This is a genomic window from Streptococcus sp. 27098_8_186 (assembly GCF_041432055.1).
In the GTDB taxonomy this organism is placed as follows: domain Bacteria; phylum Bacillota; class Bacilli; order Lactobacillales; family Streptococcaceae; genus Streptococcus; species Streptococcus dentalis.
In genome coordinates this window covers 1-15962 of record NZ_JAPVYV010000001.1, presented here as the reverse complement: position 1 = coordinate 15962, position 15962 = coordinate 1, and the positions used below count along the sequence as shown (strand labels likewise).

The following is a 15962-nucleotide window of genomic DNA, read 5'->3' as shown; positions in this document are numbered from 1 at the left end:
AGAGATAATGCAAACAATAAATCATACAGAATTAATGAAATTAGGTTTTCCTGAACATACGGCACGGGATATTATAAGACAAGCAAAGTTAATTGCTGTTCGACAATTTGAAGAATCTAGAGCTTTATCGAATAATGTGGTAGAATTAAGTAAATCACCATTTGATAATTCTCGTCTTAATTTAGCTCCTACGTATATTGTAGAAGAATTACTCGGCTTTAAGTTGCTTTCTGAAAGAAAGGAACAAAATGAGTAAAAAATATAAATGCGTAAGTCGAAATAAGAAAGGAAAAATTTACTATGAAGTTGAATTCAGTGTAGATCCTTCTACGGGTGACCGAAAGAGGTTTAGGGTTAAATCTTATAAAGATCAATTTGGAATTGATTTTAAAACAGAAAAGCAAGCCTTTGACGAAGTCTGTAGGATAAGAACTGAATACAATGCTAAAATAGCTAGTGCCAGTGCAAATAGGCCACAATTAGATATTCCATTTTCAAAATTTATGGAAGATGTTTATTTGCCTTATTATAAGAAAACTGTTCAGTCCGTAACCTATCAAACTGCTTATCCTCAGTATAAGACTTTTATTGAGGTTTTTGCTGACAAGAAACTGTCTGAAATCAATATTCGGGAATGCGAGGATTTTAGATTATCTTTAATGGAAGACTACTCTCCAAACTACGCAAAAGGACTTTGGTGTAAACTGAAGAAGTGCTTAAATTATGCAGAACGCTTGGAATACATCGAGAATAATCCTTGTCGAAAGTTAGACAATCCTAAAGGAGAAAAACCGAAAACTGAATTTTGGACTGTAGAGGAACTTGATAAGGTTTTAAAAACTTTTGATCAGACAGTTTATGAAGAGAGGCAGTTTTATACGACTATCTGGCTCTATTTTATGACGGGGATGCGAGTCTCTGAGGGTCTTAGTTTAAAGTGGTCAGACATAGATCTTAAAAATAAGGTTATTCATATTCAGTCTACCCTCGAATATCAAGGGAATGGGAAATACGTTCGAAAAGAGCAGACAAAAACTAGGGCAGGAATGCGTTTCTTAGAAATAGATGACGAAACTGTTAAAGTGTTGAAAAATTGGAGAACTGTACAAGTGTATAATAGAGAAGATAATTTCGTATTAGCACGGTTTAACTCTCCCATGAACAAATCTACCTTAAGTCGAATGTTAAAAAGGCATGCACTAGTGGCAAAGGTTCCGGTTATTACTGGGAAAGGTCTACGTCATAGTCATGATTCATTTATGATAAACGTTCTAAAAAAAGATGTTTTGTATGTATCGGCCCGCTCAGGAAGAACAGACAAGGCTACAACACTAAACACCTATTCTCATTTCTATGATAGACAAGTTGTTACTGGTGGTGCTGAGATAACAGAGGCATTAGGAGAGCTGGGATTAATTGCAAATCCCGCCACAATCCCGCCAAGTAAAGAAACCAAGTAAAAAATAGCTGTGTGAGAACAACTAAAGCAACGACGCTTCAGTTACTCTTAAATAATCGAGTTTCCAATCAAAATGAAAACCGAGGTTTAGGCCTCGGTTTTTTTGTCGTTGAAAATAATGATGATAGAATGTGAATAGAGGGCTTTTATAATGCTAACATGTGTAGCTCTCTTTATTTTCTCTAAACCTACTAAATAGTGCAGTTTTAATGATGTTACAATGATTTTACATTTGCTATGTTCCCTTGAGATGTTGCTAATTTGTTGCTATAATGGCTATAAATCATATCATAAAGGAGAAGATGATGAAAAATTTTAAACGTCTTTTGTTAGCTGTTGTAGCTGTCTTTGCAGCCGTCCTTTTGGTAGCTTGTGGCGCTAAAAGCGATAATGGGACTTACGTGTTTGAGCCTACTAAGGATGAGATCAAAGATATTATGCCAAGTGAATTTCAATCTTTGATAGGTGATAATTACTCATTCACTATTTCGATTACAATCAATGATAAGAAAGGTGAGATGAAAGTAGACACCAATGCAGGTGGTCAAAATGTAAATCAAGTGATTGATTTGGAAGTAGACCAAAAAGCTAAAACTCTTGTCTCAGAAAATGAGTATGGGAAAGCGGAAATTACTTATCAAGTTTCAGGAAATGTGTTAACGATTAAGGATGTGAAGAATTCTTTGATGGGTGACACAGACATGTTTAATAACTACATGAAAATTGCTAAGTTCAAAAAAGTTAAATAAGCAATCATGGCGGGATTTAAATTCCGCCTTGTAATATTTCTTTGTTGATACAAGAAATATTACAAGGATATGACATTTATAAACGTTCATTGCCGTGTGCCTGAATTGTTGATATAATAGGGTGAATCTAACTAAAAAGGAGAAGTTATGAAAAACTTTAAACGTATTCTTTTGGCTGTAGTAGCTGTTTTTGCAGCCGTCCTCTTGGTGGCATGTGGTGCCAAAAGTGATAACGGGACTTATGTCTACAAACCATCAAAAACTGAAGTGAAGGAAATCCTTGAAGAACAAGGTGCTCCAAGTTCAAGTGTAGATGCATTGATCGACAATGTTAAATTGGAAGTTTCAGTGACCATTAAAGATAAAACAGGTAGCCTTAAAATTAAAGGTGAAATGATGGGACAAAAAACAGACCAATCATTTGATATGAAAGTTGACCAACAAAAGAAAACTCTTCAATCTAAAACAGGTAAAGGTGAAAAGGTTAAATACAAAGTTTCAGGCGATGTGTTCACTTTTGATTTATCTGGTGAAAAGAGTTCAGGTCATGAAGCCGCTTTGGAAATGTTCAAAAACGCTAAATTCAAACGTACAAAATAATACAAGAGAAGGGCAGAGAGTATCTGCTCTTTTTCTTCTTTAAAACATCTTGAATCGGTATTAAAATAGTGGTAAAATCTGATTATAAAATACATTAGGAGATTGATTATGAAAAATATTAAACGTATTCTTTTAGCTTTCGTTGCAGTTTTTGCAGCAGTCCTCTTGGTGGCATGTGGTGCCAAAAGTGATAATGGGACTTATGTCTACAAACCATCAAAAACTGAACTCAAGAAAATTCTTGAAGATCAAGGCTTATCAGGTAGTCAATTAGAGTCTATTGGAGACGTTATTAATTTTGAAGTTTCTATTAAGATCAAAAATTCTAAAGGAACCCTCAGCATCGCGGGTGAAGTCGCTGGTCAAAAGAATGAGCGATCTTATGATGTCAAAATCAATCAAAAAGAGAAAACAATCTCGTCAAATGATGGTAGAGGAGAAAAGATTACATACAAGGTCGATGGTGACTATTTGACATTTGATATTTCTAAGTTAAGTAATAGCAACCAAGGGGATCTTATGATTCTTAAAAACGCTAAACTCAAACGCACGAAATAATGCAAGTGAAGAGCGGGGGAAACCTGCTCTTTTGCTTTACTTTTATGCCTAGTTTGGTATAATGAATGAGACTACAGATGGGACTGGGGCAGGAATGATTTTCTTTGAAAATGATTTCGTCTCGCTCCCTCTTTTCTGTGTGATCAAGGTTATTATTTATGGAAAAGGAGAATCATCTATGCTTTATATTTGGTCTTACTTGAAAAAGTATCCCAAGTGGCTAGCCCTGAATCTATTTTCGGCGGTCCTGTTTGTTATTGTCAATTTGGGCTTGCCAACGGTTCTAGCTCGCATGATTGATGAAGGGATTAACCCGCGTGATGTGGACCGGCTGTATTTCTGGGGCTGGGTCATGTTTGCGATTATTTTGCTTGGGATTGTGGGGCGGATTATCTTGTCTTACGCGGTTGGTCAGCTAACGACCACCATGGTCCGCGATATGCGCAATGACCTCTATGCTAAGTTACAGGAGTACTCGCATCGCGAGTATGAGCAAATTGGGGTATCGTCATTGGTCACTCGCTTGACTTCGGATGCCTTTGTTTTGATGCAGTTTGCGGATTCTATGTTGAAGATGGGGGTCATCACACCCTTGATGATGGTTTCCAGTGTTCTCTTGATTTTGACAACCAGTCCTTCTTTAGCGTGGATTGTAGCGGTTTCTGTACCATTTCTTGCGGTCGTCGTCTGGTATGTGGCAGTTAAGACACGTCCTCTTTCTGATAAACAACAAAAGACCCTCGACCATCTCAATCAATTTGCGCGTGAAAATTTGACTGGACTTCGTGTGATTCGTGCCTTTGCCCGTGAAGAATTCCAAGAGGATAAATTTGCGGCTGAAAATGAAGTCTACGCAGAAAACTCGAATAAATTGTTCAAACTAACTGGTTTGACAGAACCCCTATTTGTGCAGATCATCATAGCTATGATTGTGGCGATTGTCTGGTTTGCCTTGGATCCTCTTCATGACGGTAGTTTGAAAATTGGGGATCTGGTTGCCTTTATTGAGTATAGCTTCCACGCGCTCTTATCTTTCCTCTTTTTAGCCAATCTCTTTACTATGTATCCTCGGACTGCGGTTTCTAGCCGTCGTCTCAAGGAAATCATGGACATGCCCATTTCGATTGATCCAAATGAGAATGGTGTAACAGAAACAGCGTCTCGTGGCTATTTGGAATTTGACAATGTCACCTTTGCTTATCCAGGTGAGACAGAAAGTCCGGTTCTTCACAACATTTCCTTTCAAGCCAAACCTGGTGAAACGATTGCCTTTATCGGCTCGACTGGTTCTGGGAAATCTTCGCTTGTGCAGTTGATTCCTCGATTCTATGATGTCACCTTAGGAAAAATTTTGGTCGATGGTGTGGATGTCCGAGATTACAATCTGAAAGCCCTTCGCCAAAAGATTGGTTTTATTCCGCAAAAGGCTTTGCTCTTTACAGGAACCATTGCTGAAAACCTTCGTTATGGGAAAGAAGATGCATCTGTACAAGAGCTAGAACAAGCGGCTGAAATTTCCCAAGCCAAAGAATTTATTGACAGTCGCGAGGAACGCTTTGACACGCATTTGGCAGAAGGTGGTAGCAACCTTTCAGGTGGCCAAAAACAACGCTTGTCCATCGCTCGTGCCGTTGTCAAAGATCCTGTTATTTTTATCTTTGATGATTCCTTCTCAGCCCTAGACTACAAGACGGATGCCACTTTGCGGAAGCGTCTCAAAGAAGTCACAGGAGATGCGACCGTCTTAATCGTAGCGCAACGCGTGGGAACCATTATGGATGCGGATCAAATTATTGTCTTGGACCAAGGGGAAATCGTCGGTCGAGGAACCCACGATGAATTGATGGAAAGCAATGAGATCTATCGTGAAATTGCCAATTCGCAGCTCGATAGTCCGTCATTAACAGAAGAATAGAAAGGAGAAGCAGATGAAACAAGAACAAAACAGTTTTAGTAGACTATGGACTTATTTGAGAGCCTATCGATTGGAAGTTTGCTTGTCCATTTTCTTAAAAATTCTGAGTGTCGTCATGAGTGTTGTCGAACCCTTTGTTTTGGGGCTTGCGATTACTGAGTTGACAAAAAATCTCATGGATATGGCAAAAGGCCTTGCGGGAGCTGGTCTTAACACCTCCTATATCGCGATCATTATGACGCTCTATCTATTCCGTGGGGTCCTCTATGAGTTGGGATCTTATTATTCCAACTATTTCATGACTAATGCTGTTCAAAAGACCGTTCAGGACATGCGAAATGATTTGTCTCATAAAATCAACCACATTCCCGTTTCTTATTTTGACCGGCATCAGTTTGGAGATTTGCTAGGACGTTTTACTAGCGATGTCGAAACCGTCTCGAATGCCTTGCAACAGTCCTTCTTACAAATCGTTAATGCTATCTTTACCTTGCTCTTTGTCATCAGCATGGTCTTGTACTTAAACATCCAGCTGGGGCTAGTGGTCATCTTGTCCATTCCGATCACTTATTTCAGTGCTCGATTTATCATGAAAAAATCTCAGCCTTACTTTAAAGAGCAGGCAGATGTTTTGGGAGCAATGAACGGCTTTGTGCAAGAAAATTTAACAGGCTTTAATGTCCTCAAACTGTATGTTCGGGAAAAATCTTCTCAGGAAGAGTTTCATGATATTACCCATCACCTTCAAAAAGTAGGATTCAAGGCTAATTTCATTTCTGGCTTAATGATGCCGATTTTAAATGGGATTTCAGATTTAACTTATCTCATTATCGCTTTGATGGGTGGTTTGCAAGTGTTGGCAGGTCGTTTGACTGTGGGGAATATGCAGGCCTTCGTTCAATATGTTTGGCAGATCAACCAACCCATTCAAAACTTGACCCAATTGGCAGGTCAGCTACAAAGTGCCAAATCGTCTCTAGACCGGATTTTCCAAGTCATGGATGAACCAGATGAAGTAGCAGATGTGACAGAAACCCTCTCTGGAGATTTGACAGGGCAAGTCAGCTTTAAAAACGTGGATTTCCAATATGTAGCGGACAAACCCTTGATTCGTGATTTCAAACTAGAAGTCAAACCAGGTGAAATGGTGGCCATTGTCGGACCAACCGGAGCAGGGAAAACAACCCTGATTAATTTGCTCATGCGCTTTTACGATGTGACTGCAGGATCGATTACGGTGGATGGTCATGATATTCGTCATCTATCTCGCCAAGATTACCGTAAACAATTCGGAATGGTGCTTCAGGATGCTTGGTTATATGAAGGAACCATCAAAGAAAACCTTCGCTTTGGTAATCTCGAGGCAACGGATGAAGAAATTGTTGAAGCCGCAAAGGCGGCCAATGTCGATCACTTTATCCGGACGCTTCCTGGTGGTTACAATATGGAAATGAACCAGGAGTCTAGCAATATTTCTCTAGGGCAAAAGCAACTCCTTACCATTGCGCGTGCACTCCTAGCGGATCCTAAAATCTTGATTTTGGATGAAGCGACGTCTTCTGTCGATACGCGTTTAGAGCTATTGATTCAAAAAGCCATGAAGAATTTGATGAAAGGGCGGACTAGCTTTGTCATTGCTCACCGCTTGTCTACCATTCAAGAAGCAGATAAAATCCTTGTCCTCAAAGATGGCCAAATCATCGAGCAAGGAAATCACCAATCCTTGTTAGCAGATAAAGGATTCTACTATGAGCTCTACAATAGCCAATTTTCAAATAAAAAAGCGGAATAAGCTAAATAGGTTGAGATAGATTTCTCAACCTATTTTCTATAAGTCCTTTTGCAAAAAATGAAACTATTAGATCATTGCCTCTCTTCATTGACAGTGAGAAGGCATATCGGTATACTAGGTATAATCTAATTAGGAGGCCATCATGATGATTCGACCCGTTCAGCTCAGCGATGCAGCAGCTATCCGAGCGATTTACCAACCTTATGTGACAGAGACAGCCATTACCTTTGAGGTTGATGTGCCGACTGTCCAGGAATTTGAAAGCCGCATCACAAAAACGCTGCCCCAATTTCCTTATTTGGTAGCAGAAGTGGATGGGAAAGTTGTGGGGTATGCCTATGCCTCCACCTATTATGCACGCGCTGCCTATGATTGGACCACTGAATTGTCTATTTATGTATCAAAAGAAGCGCGTGGACAAGGGGTTGGATCGGACCTTTATACTGCCTTAGAAGAGGAGTTGCAAGCACGAGGCTACTTACGCTTTCTGGCCTGTATCGCAGTCCCGAACGAAGCGAGCATTTCCATGCATGAAAAGCGAGGCTATGTCCAAGTGGCTCATTCCCCAAAGATTGGCTATAAGTTTAACAAATGGCATGATATCGTCTGGATGCAAAAGACGATCGAAGGGCCTGTGAGAAAAATCAAGTAAGAGCTGTTAAGGAGTAGTAGCTAAATGAAATGAACGCTCCATATCACTTGAAACAATCCATAAATTATTCAGCATAGAAGATGTTTTTATACGAAAGAGGTTTTTATGACTCAAGAACAAAGTGCTAGACTGTTACCCCAAAAGCCCTCCAGATGGGCCAAAATTCTACTTAACCGAAAGGTTCCCATTCTCCTGTTCTTCTTACTGGAATTGGCCTTTCTTGTCTTTTCATATCTCAGCCTACAAGAGCATTTCCCGTCCATTATCTTATGGGAACACTTGTTGAGTGTCTTTACCTTCTTTTACTTGCTCAATCGTTCCATGGATTCTCGTTCCAAACTGTCCTGGATAATTATCATTGCCCTCTTTCCAATTTTTGGGACGGCTCTGCTCTATTTTTCGTTAGCTGATTTGGGTGTAAGACGCTTGAAGAAACGGCTTGAGGATGCTACAGTGCAGGCATCTGACTATCTAAGTACCGATCCAGAAGTTGCTGATTATTTATCCCAAAGTGATCGCCAATTACAGAAATTAGCTTATTTTTTGGAGCATAGTCCAGCCCAGTTTCCTATCTACAGCAACACAGAGGTTACCTATTTTCCGCTTGGAGATGACATGCTTCCATCCTTGTTGGAGGATTTGAAAAAGGCCGAGCGTTATATCTTCATGGAATATTTCATCATTGACGAAGGGATCATGTGGGGTGAGATTTTAGCCATTTTAGAGGAGAAGGCCAATGCAGGTCTGGACGTTCGTGTCATGTTTGATGGGATGAATGAGATGACTACCTTGTCCTATGATTATATCGAGCGCTTGCACAAGGCTGGGATAAAAGCTCAGACCTTCTCACCAGTCAAGCCTATTCTATCAACCTATTACAATTACCGAGACCATCGAAAAATTACAGTAATTGATGGTCAAGTTGCTTATACTGGTGGCGTTAATATCGCTGATGAGTATGTCAATAAACGAGAACGCTTTGGTCATTGGAAGGACACGGCCCTTCGCTTAGATGGTTCAGCAGTTCAAACACTGAAAGCTCTCTTTTTGACCATGTGGACAGTGATTGGAATAGAAGATAAAAGGGATATGGAACACTATCTACAAGAAAAACCTCAGCAAAGAAAGGGCCAGGGCTTTGTACTCCCTTATGGCAATTCGCCACTGACCTACCACAAGGTTGCAGAAAATGTTTATTTACATCTTCTGAATACATCAACTAATTATGTCTATATCATGACGCCTTATTTGATTTTGGATGATGAATTGGTTCGAGCCATGACCTTTGCGGCCAGACGAGGTGTGGATGTTCGTATCATTATGCCAGGGATTCCAGATAAACAGTATGCCTTTGATATTGCGACGACCTATTTTAAATCCCTCTTGGATGCTGGCGTCCGTATTTTCCGTTATACCCCAGGCTTTGTCCATGCTAAAGTTTATGTTTCTGATAGCCAACAAGCTGTGGTAGGAACCATTAATACAGACTACCGAAGTCTCTATCAAAATTTTGAAGATGGGGTTTTTCTCTACAAAAATCTGGAAGTGCTTCATATTGAACAAGATTTTGAGAGAACCCAGGCGCTCTCAGAGGAAGTCACTCTAGAAAGTTTATCTAAAATTCCTATGGCTCATCGTCTGGGTGGCTATCTCTTTTCTTTAATTGGGCCTTTGATGTAAAAAAGGAGGAATCATATGGATACAAAAATTCTTTTGAAATTGTTAGAAGACCAAGCTGATCTAGCGAAAGTCCCAGCAATGGAAGCTTATATGAAAAATAAATTCAGCTTTCTTGGCGTTCAAAAACCAATTCTCAAAAAGATTGAAAGAGAATTTTTTAAACCTTTCATAAAGGATACAATTGATTGGACTTTTGTGGAAGAATGTTGGCAGCAACCTTACCGAGAGTTTCAATATATTGCTATGGATTATCTGGATAAAAAGAAGAAGGAGCTTAGACCTGAAGATTTTCCAAAGCTAAAGGAATTGGCTCTAACCAAATCATGGTGGGACAGTATAGATCAATTGGACCTTATCATCGGAGAGATTACTTTGCACTATCCAGAAACTAAGCAGGTTATGCTGGATTGGAGTAAGGATCAGGACTTTTGGTTGATGCGGATTGCCATTGACCACCAGCTTATGATGAAAGAAAAAACAGATACGGATTTGTTAGAAAAAGTGATCCTCAATAATCTAGGTCAAAGCGAGTTCTTTATAAATAAGGCAATTGGCTGGAGTTTACGCAATTATTCCAAGGTTAATCCGGATTGGGTAGGGGCCTTTATTGACCGCTATCGAGATCAGTTGTCTCCTTTGAGCATTCGAGAAGGAAGCAAGTACCTACCCTCTTGACATTTTTTGGCCGTTCATGGTAAACTAGTTTTATGCGATGAGTCGATTGGCTCTTAGGAGCCTTTTGCGCTGAGGAGGTCTACATTCAATTGTAACGCAGGAGCGGACCTTGAGCAGTTGTGTGAACCGGCTGTTCTCATCGAAAGGTGCCTCGAATCCCTTACCATTTGGTAGGGGATTTTTTTGTTTGTTCCTTAGCTGAGGAGCTTTTCGATTAGATTGGTTATCTAATCTGTTGTCCAATAAACCCTTCTAAAAAAGAAGAGACTACCATAGTATGTTTGCTCTAATTTTATCACAGTGGTATAATAGGTGAAAAGATATAGCCCTATCTTTCATACCACCCATGGAAAGGAGATGTCTATGGAAGTTGAACAAAACCAGTCAAAGACTAGATGGTCGCAAGAAAAATTTCAGCGAATTAGTGAGCTGGAAAATTCAAAAGAGTATCAAGACCGGCTGTTTCTTATGAAGGAACAGATGAAGAGCAATCTTCATTGGAGGGCCGTCACCATTCTTGGTATTATTTTAGCTATACTATCTTTCCTACTTTTTAGATTGCGAGCAGTTATTATCATTCTTCCTGTTCTCGTTTTCTATTATTTACCTCAATACAAAAAAAGGCAGGCTTTATTCGGGGATAATGTTAGGTCCAATGATGAAATTTATATTAACGATTTTCTCTGTCCTATTCTGAAAGAAGTCTTTCCTCAAGCAGAGTTAACCTTGACAGCTAACTATGCTATGGATGCTTTACAGGTAGTTAGTCCTCGGTCAACCAAGTTTAATCTCTTTAATCAACTGTCCTTCCATGATGAAAGTAATCTCACAGTCGCCAACCTTTATGCTCACCATACAGAGACCAGGTATGAAACAGACTCAAATGGACACACCAGAACCGTCCAAGAAGAAGTGACGGATTTCGTTGGTCAACTCTTTTCTCTAAAGGCTCCGAGTCCCTTCCCAGGACATATGCGGGTAGTTCCGACCAAGAAATCCCTCTTTTTCAAAAGAGAAGTCAAAGGAGCCTATCCAGGTCCTGGAAAAAATGAGGTACAAATTGAAACAGAAGATATCCAGAACAACGAGAATTACAATATCTATTGTACGGATGAATTTGCTGCTCGAAAATTTTTGAAGCCTAAGGTGTTAGATTGGTTCGACAAGCAGATTGCTCAAAATGCGATGTGTGTCTACTTGGTAGAGGATCGTCTCTATATTTCCTTGTATACCAATCGCTATATTTTTCCAACACCAAGAAAGAAACAAGCTGTTGAGAATCTTTCCTTAGCTGCAGAGTATCAAAAACTCTGTATGGAGATTGATATCATTGATGAATTAACCAATATTTTTAAAGGAGAATGACGATGTCAGGTTTCATTATTGCACTTATTGTTTTTGCACTAGTAGTTGTTATGTGGTTTATCGGAGAAAGCAATCGCTTGAACCGTTATCAGGTCATGATTGAAGAATCAAAGAGGACGGTTGATATCACCTTGGTTAAACGCTACGACACCATTTCGGAAATGTTGAAGGTTGCTAAGGCTTATGCCAAACATGAAGAGAAAGTCTTTAGCGAATTGGTAGCCCTTCGCCAAGGTGCCTCTATCCAAGAATCCAATCAAGTTATTGCCAATCAAAATGATGTTTTGGCACAAATCCGAGCAGTGGGTGAGAATTATCCGGAGCTCTTATCTTCTAACCAATTCTTGGCCTTGCAAAAAGAAATTGCAGACGAAAATGAAGATTTGGCAGCTTCTAAACGCATTGTCAATAGCAATATTAGCCAAATCAACCAAGCCATTGTAACCTTCCCAACTTCAGTAGTTGCGGGTATCAAAGGGATGCAACAGGTCCAGTTTCTATTGGAAGATACTCAAGGTAAGAAGGATTTAAGTGATTTGAATTATGACCTTGACTAAATAGATATTTATTATAATTAACCATCAAAAATCCTGGTCTTAGAATCAGGATTTTTTCCTACTGTTGGTACTTTTCATTTATGACAAAAAATTGTATAATAGTACAAATACTCAATTTTTAGAAAATTTTGAAAGAGGATTTACTATGGGATACACAGTTGCTGTTGTCGGTGCTACAGGTGCCGTTGGTGCTCAAATGATCAAAATGTTGGAAGAATCTACTCTTCCAATCGATAAGATTCGCTACCTTGCGTCTGCACGTTCTGCAGGAAAAGTTTTGCAATTTAAAGGGCAAGACGTGACCATTGAAGAAACGACTGAAGATGCTTTTGAAGGGGTTGATATTGCCCTTTTCTCAGCTGGTGGTTCAACATCTGCCAAATATGCACCTTATGCGGTGAAAGCAGGCGCAGTAGTGGTCGATAACACTTCATATTTCCGTCAAAATCCGGATGTCCCATTGGTTGTTCCTGAAGTGAATGCACATGCGCTTGATGCTCATAACGGAATTATCTCTTGTCCAAACTGTTCAACCATCCAAATGATGGTCGCTCTTGAGCCGGTTCGTCAAAAATGGGGCTTGGACCGTATCATCGTGTCTACTTACCAAGCTGTATCAGGGGCTGGTATGGGAGCTATTCTTGAAACCCAACGTGAGTTGAAGGAAGTTTTGAATGATGGTGTCAACCCACGCGATGTCCAAGCGGAAATCTTGCCATGCGGTGGTGATAAAAAACATTACCCAATTGCTTTCAACGCTCTTCCACAAATCGACGTCTTCACAGAAAATGACTATACTTACGAAGAAATGAAGATGACGAATGAAACCAAGAAAATCATGGAAGATGATAGCATTGCCGTTTCAGCAACTTGTGTGCGGATTCCAGTCTTGTCAGCTCACTCAGAGTCAGTCTACATTGAAACAAAAGAAGTGGCACCAATTGACGAAGTGAAAGCTGCTATTGCTGCCTTCCCAGGTGCAGTCCTTGAAGACGATGTTGCTCACCAAATCTACCCACAAGCCGTTAATGCGGTCGGTTCACGCGATACTTTCGTTGGACGGATTCGTAAAGACTTGGATGCTGAAAAAGGAATTCACATGTGGGTGGTTTCAGATAACCTTCTTAAAGGAGCTGCTTGGAACTCAGTCCAAATCGCAGAAACCCTTCATGAACGTGGACTCGTACGACCAACAGCTGAATTGAAGTTTGAATTGAAATAGGGAGCAAAACAGAAATCAGTAACTCGAAGAGTTTGATTTCTCCTTAGCTAACTAGCAAATCAACTTGTTTTATAAACAGATCATGAGGCAAAGGCAAGCAGGCCCCAGCCTCTTTCTTATATAGAGAAAGGTTTTTTCTATGTCTTATAATGATTTGAAAGATTGTAAAATCATCACTGCATTTATCACTCCCTTCCATGAAGATGGAACCATTAATTTTGACGCTCTTCCTGCCTTGATCGAGCACCTCTTGGCACATCATACAGATGGGATTCTCTTAGCTGGAACGACTGCAGAAAGTCCAACTCTGACCCACGATGAGGAATTGCAACTCTTTGCGGCCGTTCAAAAGATTGTCAATGGACGGGTCCCTTTGATCGCTGGTGTCGGAACCAATGAAACCCGCGACTCGATTGAGTTCGTTAAAGAAGTGGATGCTTTTGGTGGCTTTGCAGCAGGATTGGCTATCGTCCCTTACTACAATAAACCATCCCAAGAAGGAATGTATCAACACTTTAAAGCGATTGCGGATGCATCTAATCTTCCGATTATTATTTACAATATTCCAGGGCGCGTGGTAGTAGAAATGACACCTGAAACCATGCTTCGTTTGGCAGAGCACCCAAATATCATCGGGGTCAAAGAGTGTACAACCCTTGCTAATATGGCCTATTTGATTGAACACAAGCCAGAAGAATTTCTCATCTATACAGGGGAAGATGGAGATGCTTTCCACGCGATGAACCTTGGGGCTGATGGAGTGATCTCAGTGGCTTCTCATACAAATGGAGATGAAATGCATGAGATGTTCCAAGCCATTGAACACAACGATATTAAAAAGGCTGCGGCTATCCAACGTCAGTTTATCCCTAAAGTCAACGCTCTCTTCTCATATCCAAGTCCAGCTCCTGTCAAAGCTGTCTTGAACTATATGGGCTTTGAAGCAGGGCCAACTCGTTTGCCATTGGTGCCAGCACCAGCAGAAGAAGCGAAGCGCATTATCAAGGTTGTAGTAGATGGGGATTACCATGCATCTAAAGAGATCATTACGGGAGTTTTAAGACCGGATTATTAATGTTTAATTGCAGAATTTTTTGTTTGAACATGAATAAATTAACATCTCAATGAATGAAGCTATTTTTTGAAAGAGCTTTGATTCTTGACAAAAAAATTATATAATAAAGTAGTAGGTCTTCATTTCTTTATAATGGAAATGGAGTATTCATGAAAATTTAAACATAAAGGAGACTCCGATGGAAGTCATTAAACGTAGTGGAGAAGTGGTTGAATTCAACCCAGATAAAATTTACCAAGCTATTTTGAAAGCTGCGCAAGTTGTCTATGTTTTGACAGATGATTTGCGACAAAACCTAGCTCAAGTGACCAAGAAAGTTGCTATGGATTTAGATGAAGCTCAAGTAGAACGCGCAACCATCAGTATGATCCAATCATTAGTGGAACAACGCTTGCTGGGAGCAGGTTATATTACCATTGCAGAACACTACATTTCTTATCGCTTGCAACGCGATTTGGAACGGAGTGGTTATGGTGATCACATCGCCGTGCATTTGCATTTTGAGCAAATTCGATAAGCTAGATAGTGCTCACGAGGTAACGCCATCGTGTTTGAACCACCCTTATAGGGTGGTTTTGACTGTCTAGCCAATTAGTTTATTTCGAAAGGTTTACATGTATGCAAAACCCAACCATCTATACCTATCTCAATCAGGATTTTACAGCTATTCCACTTTTTGATGGATTGAGCGTCGATGGTGTTTCTCAAGGAAGTCAGGCAGATTTGCATCTGGCTGATGATTTTCAGTCCCCCTCTGAGGCTGTTTTCCATTTTCTAAACGGTCAATGGCTGCTTGAGTGTTTATCAGGGATAATCGAAGTGGATGGTGTCACCTATCCGAAAAATGAACGAGCTTTATTAAATCATCGTTCCATTATCCACCTTTGTGACGCCGACGGCCATGTTTTTCGCTCAAAATTCATTATTGTTGAAATGCAATCTCTAGAGTGGAAGACCATTGCAAAAGATGCATTTCCGATGGATCTGTCCTCGCTTGCTAGGATTGATTGTGCAGTCTTATCAAATCAGTTGGTTGTCCGATTAGGAGATCAGATCATTTACCAGGATCTTCAGGCAGCAGCTGCAGATTCATCTGTTTCAACGAGGGAGCACAATGATTTTTCCCATTCATCACTAACGATTGCTATTCAAGATGTAACGGTCGGAAATCTCTTAAATCGTAAGACCATCCTCAAGGATATTCAGGTTGAATTTAAACCCAAGGAAATGATTTTAATTCTGGGTGGTTCTGGTGCTGGAAAATCAACCTTTATGGAAGCAGTGACAGGACTTGTTCATTCAAATACCAGTGCTTATTTTCATGGCGTGGATCTGTTAAATGATGGAAAAAAACAAGGTGTCATCACCCTGGCTCCTCAATCCCCTGACGAGCATTACCGCATGGAAGACACGGTCTATATGAATCTCGAAGATGCAGCAAAGCTCTACGGTCCATCCGAATTAGCAGACAATCCTGAACTTCGTAAAGAAGAAGTGCTATCTGTTCTGAGAAAACTGGACTTAGAATCTGTCAAAGGATCCAAGTGTTCTTCTCTATCTGGCGGACAAAAGAAAAAACTCACGATTGCTATGGAATACATCACGCGCCCTGAAATCCTCTTTATGGATGAGCCGGATTCTGGTGTCGATGGGAGTATGGTCA

Annotated in this window: 16 protein-coding genes; all 16 read left to right on the top strand. The window is 40.2% G+C overall.

Going from position 1 to position 15962, the window contains the following annotated elements; genetic code table 11:
* Positions 1-7 precede the first annotated feature (7 nt).
* Positions 8-256, top strand: a complete 249-nt coding sequence (locus tag O3602_RS00080) for a DUF3173 family protein (RefSeq protein WP_013903600.1) — start codon at positions 8-10, stop codon at positions 254-256.
* Positions 249-1460: a site-specific integrase gene (locus O3602_RS00075; RefSeq protein WP_049473198.1), complete on the top strand. Its 1212-nt coding sequence runs from the start codon at positions 249-251 to the stop codon at positions 1458-1460. Before O3602_RS00080 ends, O3602_RS00075 begins: the two co-directional genes overlap by 8 nt.
* A 304-nt stretch (positions 1461-1764) precedes the next feature.
* Positions 1765-2208 carry a hypothetical protein gene (locus O3602_RS00070; protein WP_023918201.1) on the top strand — a complete coding sequence of 148 codons (444 nt, stop codon included), beginning with the start codon at positions 1765-1767 and terminating at the stop codon, positions 2206-2208.
* A 147-nt stretch (positions 2209-2355) separates the two neighbouring features.
* Positions 2356-2808, top strand: coding sequence for a hypothetical protein (locus tag O3602_RS00065; protein WP_371610889.1), 453 nt, complete (start codon positions 2356-2358; stop codon positions 2806-2808).
* A gap of 108 nt (positions 2809-2916) precedes the next feature.
* Entirely contained in the window at positions 2917-3366 is a 450-nt protein-coding gene (locus O3602_RS00060; RefSeq protein WP_371610888.1) for a hypothetical protein, read from the top strand.
* 178 nt (positions 3367-3544) lie between these two features.
* Positions 3545-5281: an ABC transporter ATP-binding protein gene (locus tag O3602_RS00055; protein ID WP_371610887.1), complete on the top strand. Its 1737-nt coding sequence runs from the start codon at positions 3545-3547 to the stop codon at positions 5279-5281.
* A gap of 13 nt (positions 5282-5294) precedes the next feature.
* Positions 5295-7073 (top strand): ABC transporter ATP-binding protein, encoded by a 1779-nt coding sequence (locus tag O3602_RS00050; protein WP_371610886.1) that lies wholly within the window; start codon positions 5295-5297, stop codon positions 7071-7073.
* A gap of 142 nt (positions 7074-7215) precedes the next feature.
* On the top strand, positions 7216-7725 hold the full coding sequence (locus O3602_RS00045) for an N-acetyltransferase family protein (RefSeq protein ID WP_371610885.1): 510 nt from the start codon (positions 7216-7218) through the stop codon (positions 7723-7725).
* A gap of 105 nt (positions 7726-7830) precedes the next feature.
* On the top strand, positions 7831-9405 hold the full coding sequence (gene cls / locus O3602_RS00040; protein WP_371610884.1) for a cardiolipin synthase: 1575 nt from the start codon (positions 7831-7833) through the stop codon (positions 9403-9405).
* A 15-nt stretch (positions 9406-9420) separates the two neighbouring features.
* A complete protein-coding gene (locus O3602_RS00035; RefSeq protein ID WP_371610883.1) occupies positions 9421-10080 on the top strand; it encodes a DNA alkylation repair protein in 660 nt (219 codons plus the stop codon).
* A 363-nt stretch (positions 10081-10443) separates the two neighbouring features.
* Positions 10444-11445: a DUF3137 domain-containing protein gene (locus O3602_RS00030; protein WP_151379362.1), complete on the top strand. Its 1002-nt coding sequence runs from the start codon at positions 10444-10446 to the stop codon at positions 11443-11445.
* A 2-nt stretch (positions 11446-11447) separates the two neighbouring features.
* On the top strand, positions 11448-12002 hold the full coding sequence (locus tag O3602_RS00025; RefSeq protein ID WP_151379361.1) for a LemA family protein: 555 nt from the start codon (positions 11448-11450) through the stop codon (positions 12000-12002).
* 145 nt (positions 12003-12147) lie between these two features.
* Entirely contained in the window at positions 12148-13224 is a 1077-nt protein-coding gene (locus O3602_RS00020) for an aspartate-semialdehyde dehydrogenase (RefSeq protein WP_003001372.1), read from the top strand.
* A gap of 139 nt (positions 13225-13363) precedes the next feature.
* Positions 13364-14299: a 4-hydroxy-tetrahydrodipicolinate synthase gene (gene dapA, locus O3602_RS00015; RefSeq protein WP_151379360.1), complete on the top strand. Its 936-nt coding sequence runs from the start codon at positions 13364-13366 to the stop codon at positions 14297-14299.
* A gap of 178 nt (positions 14300-14477) precedes the next feature.
* Positions 14478-14816: an ATP cone domain-containing protein gene (locus tag O3602_RS00010; protein ID WP_003001449.1), complete on the top strand. Its 339-nt coding sequence runs from the start codon at positions 14478-14480 to the stop codon at positions 14814-14816.
* 101 nt (positions 14817-14917) lie between these two features.
* Positions 14918-15962, top strand: a 1045-nt coding sequence (locus O3602_RS00005; protein WP_371610882.1) for an ATP-binding cassette domain-containing protein, incomplete at its 3' end; no start/stop codon positions are given.

Coding starts and splice junctions, on each gene's coding strand:
- O3602_RS00080 (WP_013903600.1), top strand. CDS start 8: ATGCAAACAATAAATCATACAGAATTAATGAAATTAGGTTTTCCTGAA.
- O3602_RS00075 (WP_049473198.1), top strand. CDS start 249: ATGAGTAAAAAATATAAATGCGTAAGTCGAAATAAGAAAGGAAAAATT.
- O3602_RS00070 (WP_023918201.1), top strand. CDS start 1,765: ATGAAAAATTTTAAACGTCTTTTGTTAGCTGTTGTAGCTGTCTTTGCA.
- O3602_RS00065 (WP_371610889.1), top strand. CDS start 2,356: ATGAAAAACTTTAAACGTATTCTTTTGGCTGTAGTAGCTGTTTTTGCA.
- O3602_RS00060 (WP_371610888.1), top strand. CDS start 2,917: ATGAAAAATATTAAACGTATTCTTTTAGCTTTCGTTGCAGTTTTTGCA.
- O3602_RS00055 (WP_371610887.1), top strand. CDS start 3,545: ATGCTTTATATTTGGTCTTACTTGAAAAAGTATCCCAAGTGGCTAGCC.
- O3602_RS00050 (WP_371610886.1), top strand. CDS start 5,295: ATGAAACAAGAACAAAACAGTTTTAGTAGACTATGGACTTATTTGAGA.
- O3602_RS00045 (WP_371610885.1), top strand. CDS start 7,216: ATGATGATTCGACCCGTTCAGCTCAGCGATGCAGCAGCTATCCGAGCG.
- cls (WP_371610884.1), top strand. CDS start 7,831: ATGACTCAAGAACAAAGTGCTAGACTGTTACCCCAAAAGCCCTCCAGA.
- O3602_RS00035 (WP_371610883.1), top strand. CDS start 9,421: ATGGATACAAAAATTCTTTTGAAATTGTTAGAAGACCAAGCTGATCTA.
- O3602_RS00030 (WP_151379362.1), top strand. CDS start 10,444: ATGGAAGTTGAACAAAACCAGTCAAAGACTAGATGGTCGCAAGAAAAA.
- O3602_RS00025 (WP_151379361.1), top strand. CDS start 11,448: ATGTCAGGTTTCATTATTGCACTTATTGTTTTTGCACTAGTAGTTGTT.
- O3602_RS00020 (WP_003001372.1), top strand. CDS start 12,148: ATGGGATACACAGTTGCTGTTGTCGGTGCTACAGGTGCCGTTGGTGCT.
- dapA (WP_151379360.1), top strand. CDS start 13,364: ATGTCTTATAATGATTTGAAAGATTGTAAAATCATCACTGCATTTATC.
- O3602_RS00010 (WP_003001449.1), top strand. CDS start 14,478: ATGGAAGTCATTAAACGTAGTGGAGAAGTGGTTGAATTCAACCCAGAT.